This is a genomic window from Ideonella margarita (genome assembly GCF_038066635.1).
Classification (GTDB): Bacteria; Pseudomonadota; Gammaproteobacteria; order Burkholderiales; family Burkholderiaceae_C; genus Ideonella; species Ideonella margarita.
In genome coordinates this window covers 81,147-95,281 of record NZ_JBBUTI010000002.1, presented here as the reverse complement: position 1 = coordinate 95,281, position 14,135 = coordinate 81,147, and the positions used below count along the sequence as shown (strand labels likewise).

The following is a 14,135-nucleotide window of genomic DNA, read 5'->3' as shown; positions in this document are numbered from 1 at the left end:
TTTGCAAAAGCGCGCCAACCTGGATGGCTGGCACGCCGTAGAACGGGCCGCAAGAAGCGGCCCGGATAAAAATCAGAAGTTGTTGTTCTGTTCCGAGAACAACGAGGTCACCGATTCACCGTCCGAGATGCGGCGGATGGTTTCGGCGAACAGGAAGGCCACCGACAGCTGGCGGATCTTGCCGCAGGCCTTGCCGGCGTCGCTCAGCGGAATGGTGTTGGTGATGACCACTTCGTCGAGGTGCGAGGCCTTGATGCGCTCGATCGCCGGGCCCGAGAACACGGCGTGGGTGCAGTAGGCGTACACGCTCTTGGCGCCACGCTCCTTCAGCACTTCAGCAGCCTTCACCAGCGTGCCAGCCGTGTCGATCATGTCGTCCATGATCACGCAGTTGCGGCCGTCGATTTCACCGATGACGTGCATCACTTCCGAGACGTTGGCCTTCGGGCGACGCTTGTCGATGATGGCCAGATCGCAGCCGAGCTGCTTGGCCAGCGCACGGGCACGCACCACACCGCCCACGTCCGGGCTCACGACCACGAGGTCGGAGTAGTTGCGGGCCTTCACGTCGGTGAGCAGCACCGGCGAGGCATAGATGTTGTCGACCGGGATGTCGAAGAAGCCCTGGATCTGGTCAGCGTGCAGGTCCATCGTGAGCACGCGTTCGACGCCCACGGTTTCCAGCAGGTTGGCCACGACCTTCGCCGAGATCGGCACGCGGGTGGAACGCGGGCGGCGGTCCTGGCGGGCGTAACCGAAGTAGGGGATCACGGCGGTGATGCGGCGAGCGCTGGAGCGCTTCAGTGCATCGACCATGATCAGCAGTTCCATCAGGTTCTCGTTCGTCGGGGCGCAGGTGGACTGCACGACGAAGACGTCGCGAGCGCGAACGTTCTGCTGGATTTCGACGGTGACTTCACCGTCAGAGAAGCGGCCGACTGAGGCCTTGCCGAGCTCGGCACCCAGATGGGTGGCGATTTCCTGTGCAAGGACCGGGTTGGCATTGCCAGTGAAGAGGACGGTGTTGAACAGCACGTCAGTGACTCCGGAGGATGCAGGCTTCACAGGAGAAGAGCAGCGAGGCTCAGAAACGGCAACCGCGTCCTGAGACGCGGTGCGGGTACAACCGTGAACTTGCCACGGCTTTCAAAGAATTTGGCAGGGGAGGAAGGACTCGAACCCTCGCATGTCGGAATCAAAATCCGATGCCTTGACCAACTTGGCGACTCCCCTACACAGGTCACAGCTTTCGCTGCAACCGCAACACATTTCAGCTGGCCCAACCGACGAGCGGATGATGGTCCAGAGTGCGGCACATCTTGCTGGCCCAACCTGCTGGCAAATTGCCTTCAGGGAGAGCTGCAACAGGTTGGTCTCCTGTGCCTGCATCTGCGAACACTGCGCTACCTGATCCTGTCATCCGGCCATTGCCAAATGCCTGAACCAGCCAATGTCTTGCTTGTTGCACCTCGGCGCTGAGCGCTTCGGCAGCCGCTTGCAAGTCATTGCCACCTTCGCTGCATTGCTTGTTTAGAAGCTTTTGCAACTCAAGTGCCGTGTCAGCAACTGAGTCCATGACTATAGCATCGGATTTTCGAGTTGTCATTAATGGGCTCGAAAAAATTTCCTTGGTCGCAATCGCCACGGGGGGTTTGACCACGGCCAGCCACTGGCGCGGCCAGCTCACCGGCGTGAGGATTTCGCCGATGCCCTGGACATAGGCATTGCGCCCGCCAACGAAGAAGGGCACGTCGGCGCCAAGCTTTTCGCCGATGGCCAGCAAGCGGCTGCGCGGCCAGTTCAGGCCCCACAGCCGGTTGAGGCCGAGCAGCACGGTGGCTGCGTCCGAGCTGCCGCCGCCCATGCCCGCGCCCCAGGGCACCTGCTTGTCGATGCTGATGTCGACGCCGAGCGTGGTGCCGCTGGCAGCTTGAAGCGCACGCGCTGCGCGCAGGCACAAGTCGTCGGCTGGCAGCGCCGGCCCCAGATCATGCCGGTGCAACTGGCCATCGGTGCGCAATTCAAGATGCAGGGTGTCGGCCCAGTCGATCAGCACGAACAGCGATTCGAGCAGGTGATAGCCGTCGGCTCGCTTGCCCACCACATGCAGGAACAGGTTGAGTTTGGCCGGTGCCGGCAGGTCGGTCAGCGAAGTCAGGCTCATGGCAAAGGAGGCGGGAATGTGAATCAGCGGTCGAGCCGAACGCGCAACAGCACAGCCGGCAAATCAGCCGTCGTGGCGAGGCGCCGGGCTTCCAGCAAGCCATCTGCGCTCAGGCGGCTCGCGTCCACGGTCCAACCCAGTTGCGCGAAGTGCTGGCGATTGTCGCTGGCAGCAGCAGTGGGCTCGGTCGGCGCGCCGGCCCACGGGCTTCCGTTCAGCCAGTCGAACAGGGCGGCGAGCGGAATCTCCTCGCCGAGGGCTGCCCGGGTCAGGCTGGGCAGATCGTCAAACGCTTGTTCACCATCAGCGGTGATGAGACGCACGCTGCCTGGTTGCCACTGCGCTTCGGCCAAGCGTGTACCCAGTGGCGTGTTGATGCGCAGGCGACCTTGCTCAACCCCGCCTGACAACTCGAAGCTGGCGCTCAAGGTTTGCGCGGCCTGCCCCGGGCGGGCATCGACCTTGATCAGCAGCCGCCCGGTGCGCTCAGCGACTTCAGCGGTGAGGCTGGACGGTGTCGGGGTGGGGCGAGTGGCGCAGCCTTGCAAGCCGCCCAAAACCAGGGTGGCCAGCGCCAAGGTGCACGCCGCAGCCAGCAAGTCGCTGCGGCCAGGTCGCTCTGCAGGCCTGCCCAGCCTCACGGGGCGGCCTTCAGCCGCTTCATGGTTTCAAGCAGCACCTCGTTGGTGGCCTCGCGGCGCTGGCCTTCGCGGAAGATCTTCATGGCTTCTTCGCGCTGGTCCAGGCTCCAAAGCACTTCGCCCAGGTGGGCCGCCACCTCGGCATGCGGGCGTGACAGCCAGGATTGGCGCAGCAACTTCAGTGCTTCCGTCTTGTTGCCCAGCCGGAACTCAACCCAGCCCAGGCTGTCGACGATGAAGGGATCGTTCGGTGCCAGTGCGGTGGCCTTGCGCAGCAGCAGGCGTGCTTCATCCAGCCGGGTGTTGCGTTCGGTGAGCGAATAGCCCAGCGCGTTGAAGGCATGCGCATCGTCCGGCTTGAGCGTCATCACCCGGCGCAACAGGGCTTCCATGTCGTCGAACTTGGCGAGGCGCTCGGCCACCATGGCCAGCTCGTAGATCAGCACGGTGTCTTCTGGCGCTTCCCGCATGCCCTGCAGCAGCAGGTCATGGGCACCTTGCCAGTCGCGGTTGTCGCGCAGCAGCTGGGCTTCTGCCAGCAGGCGGGCGCGGGCGTCCGGCTTGTCCTGGGCTGGCGCGTCACGCAGCAGCGCGCGGGCCGCGGTGAGCTGGCCGTTCCGGGCCATCAGGCTGGCACGGCGTGCCAGCACTGACAGGTCCATGCGTTCGCTGTCGATGCGCTCCAGCCACTCTGCCGCCTGCCGGGTGTGACCGAGCTGCTCATGGGCCTGCGACAGCAACTGCCAGGCGAGGTCGGTTGCGCGCTGGCTGCGGATACCGCTTTCGTCGTCGTCGGTGGTGTCGCCTTCCGGGGCCTGAGCCTGCAAGGCCAGGAAGCGCTCCAGGGCGGTGATCGCCTCGGCCGGCTCCCGCAGGTCAACCAGATAGGCGCCCAAAGTGAGCCAAGGCGGAATCAGCTCGGGCTGGCTGGCTACCGCCAGGCGAACCTGATTGGCGGCATCGCCAATGCGTTGCTGCTTTTCCAGCATCCGGGCGTAAGCCAGGCGGAGCTGGGCGGGGGCATTGGCGCGTGCCAGATAGCCCTGCACCACGGCTTCCGCGCCGGTGTCGCCGGGCGCCAGTTCCAGGGCCAGGGCGATCGGCCCGGCGGCGTCGTCATCGTCAGCATGGGCGCGGCGGGCCAGCGCCATGGCCACATCCGGCTTGTCGGCCATGAGTGCCATGCGGCCCAGCGTGGTGCGTGCTGCAGTGCGGGTGGCCGGCGCATTCAGCCAGGGCGAAAACGCCTGCTCCACCGCCGTGTATGTGGCCGCCTTGTTGTTCAGGTTGCCCAGAAAGCGGGGCAGGCCGGAAATCACGCCGCTGCGCTCGGCGGCCGGCACCAGGCGGATCAAGGTGCCCAGTGGCTCAGCCAGCTCAGCGGGCTTGTCCAGGGCCACCAGCAACTGCACATGGGTGCGGGCGGCATCCAGCGATTCCGGAACGCCCTGGCGCCAGGCTTGCACCGCTTGCAGTGCCTTGTCGCCTGAGCGGCCTTGCACGGCAAGCTCGATGGCGCGCTGGTACAGCGTCGGGTCACGGAGGCGGCGGGCCGCATCCAGCAGCACTTCGAAGGCCACGCCCTGGCGGCCGTTCTGCGCTTCCATTTCGCCCACCAGCAGCTGGTAGAACATTGGCGCGTCGAGTGACGAGTTGTCGGGCGGTGCGGCTTCGACGGGCTCGGCGGCAGGGGCTGCGGGCGTTTCGGCCGCAGGCGTGGTCTGGGCCTGGGCAGGCAACCATGCGGCCTGCACGGCCAAGGCCAGGGTGGCGAGGCGGAAGATGCGCCATGCCGACCCGGTGACGGGGAAGAGCGGGGCCTGGCGTTCTGGACCTTGGGTCGTCATCGTGTCTCCTGGATCCGATCGATTCTAGTGGGCGGTGTTGTGTGCTGGTCGCCCATCGATAATCCGGCCATGCCTGAATTACCAGAGGTTGAAGTAACCCGCCGCAGCCTGGTGGGCCTGGCCGGCGCCAAGGTGCTGGCGCTGCGCATGGGCAAGCCGCTGCGCTGGCCCCTGGGCCTGAGCCCCGATGAGTTGACCGGCTGCACGGCTGGAGAGTTCCAGCGGCGAGGTAAATACTTGTGGCTGCCGCTGAGCTTGCCCGATGGCCGCGACCCCGGCGGCCTGCTCTGGCACCTGGGCATGTCGGGCTCCCTGAAGTTCACGCCCGAGCCCGGCCCGGCCGGCAAGCATGACCACGCCGACCTGGTGACCGACCGCGGCACCCTGCGCCTGACCGACCCGCGCCGCTTCGGTGCCGTGGTCTGGTCGCCTGGCTTGGGGGCATTGCCGGCGTCGAAGATGCTGGCCAAGCTCGGGGCCGAGCCCTTTGATCTGAGCTACACGCCGACCGACTTCCACCAGGCCCTGCAGAAGCGCAATACGCCCGTCAAGCAGGCCTTGCTGGCGGGTGACATGGTGGTGGGCGCCGGGAACATCTACGCCAGCGACGCCCTGTTCGAAGCTGGCATCGACCCCCGCACGCCCTGCCGCCGCATCGCCTATGGCCGCGCCGAAAAGCTGCTGAGCGCCGTACGCAAGGTGCTGGCCGAGGCGATCGAGGCGGGCGGATCCACCCTTAGAGATTTCACCGACGCGCACGGCAGCGTCGGTCAATACCAGGGCCAGGCGCGGGTGTACGGGCGCGAGGGGCAGGCCTGTTCGCGCTGCGGCGCCAGCATCAAACGCATCGTGCAGGGCCAGCGGGCCACTTATTACTGCGCAGGGTGCCAGCACCGGTGAGGCGGAAGGGGCGTCGCCGGCCTGCCACAATTCAGGGTTCGTCCGGGCGAACAGTTTCAATCGCTGTCAATTTGTTCCGCCGAATGACGCTAGCATGACTCGTATCGTGATGTTGACTGCCGCCACCCCTGACCAGCGCCTGCAAATGCAGACCACCTTGGTTCCCGGTCTCGATGCGCTCGCCGACTGGCGGCTGGCGCTGGAGCGTGAACTGGGGGCGCTTGAAGAGTTTCTCTCCGAGAGCGACTTGCTGGCTACGCACGCCGCGACCGCGTCCAAGTCCCTGCGCCAACGCTTGTCGACCGACAAGCTGGTCGTGGCCTTCGTGGCGGAGTTTTCGCGCGGCAAGAGCGAGCTGATCAACGCGATCTTCTTTGCCGATGCCGGGCGGCGCATCCTGCCAGCCACCGCTGGCCGCACCACGATGTGCCCGGTGGAGCTGTCGTGGGACGCCAATGAGCTGCCCTCGCTTGATCTGCTGCCGATCACTACCCGCAGCGACGCGCTGACCCTGACCGACTGGCGCGAGCGCCGTGAGGACTGGCGCCGCATCCAGCTCACGCCGGATGACCCCGAGGCGCTGGCCCAGGCGCTCCAGGAAGTGACCCAGATCCGCAAGGTCAGCCGCGAGCAGGCCCGCGCCCTGGGGCTGTGGTCTGACTCTCACCCGACTCACAACCCGCCGACCACCGAAGACGGTCTGGTGGAGATCCCGGCCTGGCGCCACGCCGTCATCAACTACCCGCACCCCTTGCTGCAGCGCGGCCTGGTGGTGGTCGACACGCCCGGCCTGAACGCCATCGGCACCGAGCCTGAGCTGACCCTGGGCCTGCTGCCCAGCGCCCATGCGGCCCTGTTCGTGCTGGGTGCTGATACCGGCGTGACCCGCTCTGACCTCGACATCTGGTCGGACCACCTTGGTGGCCAGGGCCTGGCGTGTTTCGTGGTGCTCAACAAGATGGACACCCTGGCCGACCCGCTCGCCACGCCGGCTGAGCGCGAGGCCACGATCGAGCGCCAGCGGGTGGCCACGGCCAGCACGCTGGGCATCCAGCGTGAGCGCGTGTTCCCGGTGTCTGCCCGCATGGCCTTGACGGCGCGGATGTCCGGCGATGCCGAATTGCTCGAGGCCAGCCGCCTGCCGCTGCTGGAATCTGCACTGAATGCCGACTTGCTGCCGCAACGCCAGCGCGTGCTGTCGCGCGCGGTCATCACCGGTGTGCAGTCGATGCTGGAACATTCCACCCGCCGCCTGCGTGACCAGCGCCGCCACAACGCCGAGCAGATGCTGGAGCTGCGTGGTTTGCGTGGCAAGAGCTCTGGCCGTGTGTCGCAGATGCTGGACCGCGTCCGCGAAGACACCGAAGAATTCGAGCGCTGCAATGCTCGCCTGATGGCCATGCGTGCCGTGCATGCCAAGTTGCAGCGCGGCGCCATGCGCGCACTCGACGCTGACCGCATCCGCGAAGGCGTGGCCGAACTCCAGAAAACCATCGGTTCCAGCTGGTTCAACCTGCGCGCACGCGCCGCTTTCGCAGAGCTCTGCACCGGCCTGCAGGCGCAGATCGACACGGCTTCGCGCCAGTGCCATGAAGCCTACGAAATGCTGCAGGCGCTGTTCAACCAGCTGAATGCCGATTTCGGTTTTTCGCTGGGACTGAACGAGCCGCCGGTGCTGCAGACCTACCGTGACGAGCTGGCGCTGATCGAGCGCAGCTACAGCCGCTACTTCGGCGTCACCCAGGTGATGAAGATGAACTCGCCGGGCTTTGCCGAGCAGTTCCAGCGCATGCTGGTGTCGAAGCTGCGGGTGGTGTTCGAAAGCGCCAGTGTCGAGGTGGAGGCCTGGAACCAGGCGGCCACGGCGCAGGTGGACGGCCAGTTCCGCGAGCGCCGTCGCAGCTTCAAGCGCCGCCGTGAATCGCTGGAGCGCATTCAATCGGCCACCGGTGAGCTGGAGCGTCGGCTGACCGAGGTCGAGCAGCAGGACGCGCGCCTGCTGGAGCTGGTGGACCGGGCCTACGAGCTGGCATCGGCGCTGCGCACACGCGCTGAGCGTGGCCCGGTGACCGAGCTGGACGAGCGCGGCCCCCCGACCGAAGGCATGCCCCTGGTGAGCACCGACGGTTGGCAATCAGGCACTGCGCGTGAAGGTTGAACTGCCGGGCATCGCGGCCCCGCTGATTGATTGGCAGAAGCGCCACGGCCGCCACGCGCTGCCCTGGCAGCAAACCCGTGATCCATACCGGGTGTGGCTGTCGGAAATCATGCTGCAGCAGACCCAGGTGGCCACGGTGCTGGGCTACTACGACCGCTTTCTGGCGCGCTTTCCGGATGTGGCCAGCCTGGCCGCAGCGCCGCTGGACGATGTGCTGGCGCTGTGGGCGGGCCTGGGCTATTACAGCCGCGCCCGCAATCTGCACCGCTGCGCGCAGGCTGTGATGAGCGACTTCGGTGGTGCGTTTCCGCCCAGTGCGGCTCAACTGGTGAGCCTGCCCGGCATCGGGCGCTCGACCGCGGCGGCCATCGCGGCGTTCTGCTTTGGTGAGCGTACCGCCATCCTCGACGGCAATGTCAAACGTGTGCTGACCCGCGTGCTGGCCTTCGAGGACGACCTGGCCAGCACCACCCATGAGCGGCGCCTGTGGGCGATTGCAGAGCAGCTGTTGCCGCAAGACCAGGGCATCGAAGCCTACACGCAGGGCTTGATGGATCTGGGCGCCACGCTGTGCTCGATGCGCCAGCCGCTGTGCAACAGCTGCCCGCTGAGCGACCTGTGTGAAGCGCACCGGCAAGACCGCACCGAGCAGTTCCCGGTGAAGACGCGCAAGGTGAAGCGCAGCCGCAGGGCCAATGCGCTGCTCTGGCTGCAGCAAGGCGACGCCGTCTGGCTGGTGCAGCGCCCCGACACCGGCGTGTGGGCCGGTTTGTGGTCGATGCCGGAGTTCGAGGATCTGGAGGCCGCAGAGGCCTGGCTGGGTGACTGGCCGGGTGAGCGCCAGCCGCTGCCCGTGGTGCGCCATGTGCTCACGCACTTCGACTGGGAGCTGAGCCCGCTGCGGCACACACTGCCGGAGCGCACCGGCCCCAAGCGCCTGGAGCGCCTTCAGCGCACCTGGCCCACAGGCAAGTGGGTGACGCTGGCAGATCTGCCAGCCCATGGCCTTCCGGCACCGGTCGCCAAGCTGCTGCGCTGAGGCAGGCTTGGCCGCTCAGTGGTGTTTCAGCGGCCGTCCAGCTCGCGGTGACGAATCAGCGTTGCCACCGTGCCCGCGAAACGCGCCGCCAGCGTTTCAACCAGATAAGCCGAGCGATGTTGCCCGCCCGTGCAGCCAATGGCCACGGTCAGGTAGCTGCGGTGGTCGTCTTCATAGGCCGGCAGCCAGCGCCGTACAAACGCCTCGATCTGGCCGGCCATTTCCTCGACCTCGGGCTGCGCGCGCAGGTAGTCGGCCACGGGCGCATCCCGGCCGGTGAGCGGACGCAGCTCGCGCAGGTAGAACGGGTTCGGCAGCACGCGCACGTCGTACACCAGGTCGGCGTCCAGCGGCACGCCGTGCTTGAAGGCGAAGGACTCGAACACCAGCGTCAGGCGGCTGCCCGTGGCACCCACCAGGTCGCGGATCCACGACCGCAATTGCACTGGACGCAGCTGCGACGTGTCGAGCTCGGTCGAGCGTTCACGCAGGTCGGCCAGCAGGCTGCGCTCCAGTTCGATGGCGTCCACCAGCGCGCGGTGCGGGTCGGCGATGTCGCCGGGCTTGCTCAAGGGGTGTGGGCGTCGGGTTTCCGAGAAGCGTCGCACCAAGGCCGTGGTCGTGGCATTCAGGAAGATGCTGCGCACCAGCACGCCGTCAGCCTTGAGCTGGTCGAGCACCGGCAGCAGGTGCGGCAGTGAGCCAGCGGTGCGCACGTCCACCGCGATCGCCATGCGGCGTACGCCGTGCATGGTTTCCACGCGGATGAAGTCGCGCAGCAGCTCGGGCGGCAGGTTGTCGACGCAGAAGTAGCCGGCGTCTTCCAGCGCATGCAGCGCCACCGACTTGCCTGAACCGGAAATGCCGGTGACCAGCACCACCTCGCGGGTGTCTGGTGCCTGGGTGCCCTCGGGCGGCAACTCGCTCGTGTCAGTGCTGCTCATCGCGTGCGTCCGGTGGATTGCTTCCTGGTGCGCGGCGGGGTGGCGTCCACCTCTGCCAGCGCATGGTTGATCAGTTCCTGGGCGTGGGCCAGGCTGGTGCCGCTGCTGCGCTCGCCGCCCAGCATGCGGGCCACTTCGGCCACCCGGGCCTCGCCGGCCACCGGCGCGATCTGGCTCAGTGTCTGGCCGCCCTGGGTGGCCTTGGCAACCACGTAATGTCGATCGGCGCAGGCGGCCACCTGCGCCAGGTGGGTCACGGCCAGCACCTGGGCGCTGCGGCCCAGCGCCTTCATCTGGCGGCCCACGGCATCGGCCACGGTGCCGCCCACGCCGCTGTCGATTTCGTCAAAGATCAGCGTGGCAGGCGCCGGCTCATCGTCGCGTTGCGGGCCACGTGCCTGGGCGGTGCTCACGGCGATGGCCAGGGCCAGCCGCGACAGCTCACCGCCCGAGGCCACCTTGGCCAGGGGGCGCGGCGTGCTGCCCGCGTGGCCGGCCACCAGAAACTCAGCGCTCTCCAGGCCAAAGGCCTGCGGCTGCTCTTGCGCCACCAGGGTCACGTCAAAGCGGCCGCCGGCCATGCCCAGTTGCTGCATGGCGTCGGTCACGCGCTGCGCCAGCGGTTGTGCGGCCTTGCGGCGTGCGGCGCTCACGGCTTGTGCCAGGCTGCGCCACTGGGCCAGGGCCGCCGCCACCTTGCGTTCCAGACCGTCCAGATCGGCGGCTTCATCCAGCGCGCGCAGCGCGGCCTGCCATTCCTCCAGCAGTGTCGGCAAGTCTTCCGGTGAGCGCCGGAAGCGGCGGGCCAGGCCCATCCAGGTCGACATGCGGCCGTCGAGTTCGCCCAGCCGTTCGGGGTCCAGTTCGGTGCGGCTGACATAGGCCTGCAGGCTGTGCGCGGCGTCTTCAAGCTGGGCCTGGGCGCCGTGCAGGGCGGTGATGATGTCGGCCAGCCGGGTGTCGTAGGTGGCCACGTCATCCAGCGCGTTCAGGGCGCGGCTGACGCTGCGCATCGCGCTGCTGTCGTCATCGGCCACCTGGGCAGCGGCCTGGGCGGTGGCGTCCATCAACGCCTGGCGGTGCGACAGCCGTTCATGTTCTGCGTTCAGCTCCGGCCACTCGTCGCGTTTCGGGGCGAGCTTCTGCAACTCGCCCAGTTGCCACTGCAGGCGTTCACGTTCGCTGTCGAGCTCGGTCTGCCGTGCGCGGGCCTGCGCGAGTTGCTCAACGGCCTGCTGCCATGCGGCGTAGGCGGTGGCCATCGGCGTGGCGTCGATGCCGGCTTGCTCGTCGAGCAGCGCGCGCACCGAGGCGGGGCGGGTCAGGCCTTGCCAGGCGTGCTGGCCGTGGATGTCCACCAGGTGGTCGGCCACCTCGCGCAGCTGGCTGGCGGTGGCCGGGCTGCCGTTGATGTAGCCCCGGCTCTTGCCCTGGTTGTCCACCACGCGGCGCAGCAGCAGCTCGTCGCTGTCGTCAAAGCCGGCGGCCTCCAGCCAGCGTTTGAGTGAGCCGGGCCGGTCGAAGATGGCGGTGATCTCTGCCCGGGCCGCGCCCTCGCGCACCACATGGCTGTCTGCCCGTGCACCGAGCGCCAGCTGCAAGGCGTCGATCAGGATGGATTTGCCGGCGCCGGTTTCGCCGGTCAAGACGCAGAAGCCGGCGTCGATGTCGACGTCCAGCATGCTGACGATCACGAAGTCACGCAGGGTCAGGTGCTTGAGCATGTGGCCCTCAAAGGTCTGGCGTCAGACGACGCCTTCGTACCAACGAAGTTTGCGGCGCAGCGTGGCGTAGTAGCTCCAGCCGCGGGGATGGATGAACCGCACGCGCTGGGCCGAGCGGCGCAGGCGAACCTGGTCGCCATGCAGCAGGCTGGCCAGCCCGTGGGTGTCGAAATTGGCGCTGCTGTCCTTGCCGTTGACGATGGTGATCTGCACCTCTTGCGAGTCAGGCAGGACGATCGGCCGGTTGGACAAGGTGTGCGAGGCGATGGGCACCAGCACCCAGCCGCCGATCGACGGGTGCAGGATCGGCCCGCCGGCCGAGAGCGCATAGGCCGTGGAGCCGGTGGGCGATGCCACGATCAGGCCGTCGGCGCGCATGTTGGCGACGAACTCGCCGCCCACATCCACACGCAGCTCCACCATGCTGGAGGTGGCACCACGGCCCACCACCACGTCATTCAGGGCCAGGCCTTCGAAGATGGGTTGGCCATCGCGCCACACGCCGCCTTCGATCATGGAGCGCTGCTCTTCCTCGTAGTCGCCCTGCACGATGGGGCCGAGGGCTTCGGCCCAGTCGGCGGCACGCACGTCGGTGATGAAGCCCAGCCGGCCCTGATTGATGCCGACCAGCGGCACGTTGTAGCGGGCCAGCTCGCGGGCGATGCCGAGCATCGTGCCGTCACCACCTACCACCACCGCCAGGTCGCAGCGCTCGCCAATTTCAGCGGGCGTGAGCGCACCAAAGTCAGACCAGCCGGTGTTCAGGGCGGTGTCCCGGTCGACCGAGACTTCCAGGCCCTGGCGCGACAGGAACTGCGCGATGCTTTCAAGCTGCGGCCGAATGCCCTGTGCCTGGTATTTGCCGATCAGCGCGGCATGGCGGAAACGGGGCTGCGGGGAAGTGGTCATCGTGCCGGGAATTACACCACACGCCCCCGTGCTGCCCGCGTGGTCAGCCCGCATGTCCGTACAATGAAAAGCATGCTCGACGAGCGATCCCGATCCCTGTTGAAGACCTTGGTTGAACGCTATATCGCGGACGGCCAGCCCGTGGGTTCCCGAACCCTTTCCAAGGCCTCGGGGCTGGAGCTGTCGCCAGCCACCATCCGCAACGTGATGTCCGACCTCGAGGACCTCGGGTTGATCGTCAGCCCGCACACCTCGGCCGGGCGCGTGCCCACGGCCCGTGGCTACCGGCTGTTCGTTGACACCATGCTCACCGCCCGTCCGTTCGACGCGGCCAGCCTGGTCAGCGACGAAGCCGTGGCGCGGGGCCAGCTGCAGCCCGACCAGCCGCAGCGCGTGATTGCGCAGGCGGCGCAGCTGCTCTCGAACATGTCGAGCTTCGTTGGTGTCATCACCGCGCCGAAGAAGGCGGGCGTGTTCCACCACATTGAATTCCTGCGGCTGGGCGACAAGCGGGTGCTGGTGATTCTGGTGGCGCCGGATGGCGATGTGCAGAACCGCGTCATATTCACCGCCACCGACGTCACCCAGAGCGAGCTGGTGGAGGCCTCCAACTTCCTGAACGCGAACTACGCCGGCCTGAGCATCGACGAGGTGCGGGGCCGGCTGAAGAATGAAGTTGACGTGCTGCGCGTGGAAATCGCCAGCCTGATGCAGGCAGCGGTGCAGGCCGGCACGGATGCGCTGGCCGAGAACCAGGACCAGGTCATCGTCAGCGGTGAGCGCAACCTGCTCGGCGTGCAGGATTTTGGCAACGACATGGGATCACTGCGCAAGCTGTTTGATCTGTTCGAGCAGAAGACCCAGCTGATGCGCCTGCTGGACACCTCCAGCCGCGCCGAGGGCGTGCGCATCTTCATCGGTGGCGAAAGCCGCGTGGTGCCTTATGAAGAGCTGTCGGTGGTGTCGGCGCCCTACGAGGTGGACGGCCGCATCGTGGGGACGCTGGGCGTGATCGGCCCGACCCGCATGGCCTACGACCGCATGATCCAGATCGTCGACATCACGTCACGGCTGGTGGGCAACGCCCTGTCACAGCGCTGATCTTCGCGGCCACTTCGGCCAACATCTCATCGCGCAGCAGCGCGGGGCTGCGCCAAGGGAACGTTGGCAGATACAACACCGGGTGCAGCAGGCCGAACAAGCGGCACATCAGCCATTCGCCCAAGGCGCGGCGGGCATCACGCCCCAGGCTGTCGGCCGAGCCTGCGGCGGGCAGGCAGGCGTCCAGCAGGCTGCCCAGGTGTTCCAGCACGATCTTGCCCGGCGACGCTTCCAGATAGGGCGCCAGCCCCAGGCTTTCGCGGCTGCCTTCGTGGCCGGTCGTGAAGACCAGCAGGTAATGGTCGCGGTTGTTGAGCCAGTAGTCCACGAACCCGCCCAGCCAGGCGGTGAGCACCGCCACGGGCTCGGTGGCATTGGCGCTGGCGGCATTGGCACTGGCGGCAGCTTCCACCAGCAGGTCGTCCCAGATATGGCGCAGCAGGTGGTACTTGCTGGGGAAGTAGCGATACAGGGTCATCGGCGGCACGCCGGCCTCATTGGCCAGGCGGCGCATCGACAGAGCGTCATAACCTTCCGCCGCAAAGATGGCGTTGGCCAGCTTCAGGATGGTCTGGCGAAACTCCGCCTGATCGGCCAGAGAGCGGCGGCGGGTGCGTTTGATGGGCTCGGGGTGGGTGGCTGACATCGAAGGAGACGCTGCGCAGGTGTGGCTCATTGTGAACACGGCCCGCGCACAACAGGCGGCGT

Annotated in this window: 12 protein-coding genes and 1 tRNA gene; 4 read left to right on the top strand and 9 right to left on the bottom strand. The window is 67.1% G+C overall.

Going from position 1 to position 14,135, the window contains the following annotated elements:
• Positions 1 to 72: 72 nt before the first annotated feature.
• The 5 genes from AACH00_RS03385 to AACH00_RS03365 form a co-directional block, all read right to left on the bottom strand.
• Positions 73 to 1,035: a ribose-phosphate pyrophosphokinase gene (locus AACH00_RS03385; RefSeq protein WP_341397549.1), complete on the bottom strand. Its 963-nt coding sequence runs from the start codon at positions 1,033 to 1,035 to the stop codon at positions 73 to 75.
• Between the two features lie 121 nt (positions 1,036 to 1,156).
• A tRNA-Gln gene (locus AACH00_RS03380) sits at positions 1,157 to 1,233 on the bottom strand.
• 37 nt (positions 1,234 to 1,270) lie between these two features.
• Positions 1,271 to 2,164: a 4-(cytidine 5'-diphospho)-2-C-methyl-D-erythritol kinase gene (gene ispE, locus AACH00_RS03375; protein WP_341397548.1), complete on the bottom strand. Its 894-nt coding sequence runs from the start codon at positions 2,162 to 2,164 to the stop codon at positions 1,271 to 1,273.
• Between the two features lie 23 nt (positions 2,165 to 2,187).
• Positions 2,188 to 2,742, bottom strand: coding sequence for a lipoprotein insertase outer membrane protein LolB (locus tag AACH00_RS03370; protein ID WP_341397547.1), 555 nt, complete (start codon positions 2,740 to 2,742; stop codon positions 2,188 to 2,190).
• A 59-nt stretch (positions 2,743 to 2,801) separates the two neighbouring features.
• Positions 2,802 to 4,652, bottom strand: coding sequence for a tetratricopeptide repeat protein (locus tag AACH00_RS03365; protein ID WP_341397546.1), 1,851 nt, complete (start codon positions 4,650 to 4,652; stop codon positions 2,802 to 2,804).
• Positions 4,653 to 4,721: 69 nt separating this feature from the next.
• Between AACH00_RS03365 and mutM the strand changes: the two genes are divergently transcribed.
• The 3 genes from mutM to mutY all read left to right on the top strand — a co-directional run bounded on the left by mutM (position 4,722) and on the right by mutY (position 8,749).
• Positions 4,722 to 5,552, top strand: coding sequence for a bifunctional DNA-formamidopyrimidine glycosylase/DNA-(apurinic or apyrimidinic site) lyase (gene mutM / locus AACH00_RS03360; RefSeq protein ID WP_341397545.1), 831 nt, complete (start codon positions 4,722 to 4,724; stop codon positions 5,550 to 5,552).
• 94 nt (positions 5,553 to 5,646) lie between these two features.
• On the top strand, positions 5,647 to 7,710 hold the full coding sequence (locus AACH00_RS03355) for a dynamin family protein (protein WP_341397544.1): 2,064 nt from the start codon (positions 5,647 to 5,649) through the stop codon (positions 7,708 to 7,710).
• Positions 7,700 to 8,749: an A/G-specific adenine glycosylase gene (mutY, locus tag AACH00_RS03350; RefSeq protein WP_341397543.1), complete on the top strand. Its 1,050-nt coding sequence runs from the start codon at positions 7,700 to 7,702 to the stop codon at positions 8,747 to 8,749. The genes AACH00_RS03355 and mutY overlap by 11 nt, the downstream gene beginning before the upstream one ends.
• A 26-nt stretch (positions 8,750 to 8,775) precedes the next feature.
• Here mutY and rapZ read toward each other — a convergent pair whose 3' ends face one another.
• The 3 genes from rapZ to AACH00_RS03335 are packed head-to-tail and all read right to left on the bottom strand — an operon-like array spanning position 8,776 to position 12,326.
• A complete protein-coding gene (gene rapZ, locus AACH00_RS03345; RefSeq protein ID WP_341397542.1) occupies positions 8,776 to 9,693 on the bottom strand; it encodes an RNase adapter RapZ in 918 nt (305 codons plus the stop codon).
• Positions 9,690 to 11,417: a DNA repair protein RecN gene (gene recN / locus AACH00_RS03340; RefSeq protein WP_341397541.1), complete on the bottom strand. Its 1,728-nt coding sequence runs from the start codon at positions 11,415 to 11,417 to the stop codon at positions 9,690 to 9,692. Before recN ends, rapZ begins: the two co-directional genes overlap by 4 nt.
• Positions 11,418 to 11,438: 21 nt before the next feature.
• The gene (locus tag AACH00_RS03335) at positions 11,439 to 12,326 is read right to left on the bottom strand and encodes an NAD kinase (protein WP_341397540.1); all 888 of its coding nucleotides are present in this window, start codon (positions 12,324 to 12,326) and stop codon (positions 11,439 to 11,441) included.
• Positions 12,327 to 12,398: 72 nt separating this feature from the next.
• Between AACH00_RS03335 and hrcA the strand changes: the two genes are divergently transcribed.
• The gene (gene hrcA / locus AACH00_RS03330; RefSeq protein WP_341397539.1) at positions 12,399 to 13,427 is read left to right on the top strand and encodes a heat-inducible transcriptional repressor HrcA; all 1,029 of its coding nucleotides are present in this window, start codon (positions 12,399 to 12,401) and stop codon (positions 13,425 to 13,427) included.
• Here the strand turns inward: hrcA and AACH00_RS03325 are convergent.
• Positions 13,387 to 14,073, bottom strand: coding sequence for a TetR/AcrR family transcriptional regulator (locus AACH00_RS03325; RefSeq protein WP_341397538.1), 687 nt, complete (start codon positions 14,071 to 14,073; stop codon positions 13,387 to 13,389). The genes hrcA and AACH00_RS03325 overlap by 41 nt on opposite strands.
• Between the last annotated feature and the right edge of the window lie 62 nt (positions 14,074 to 14,135).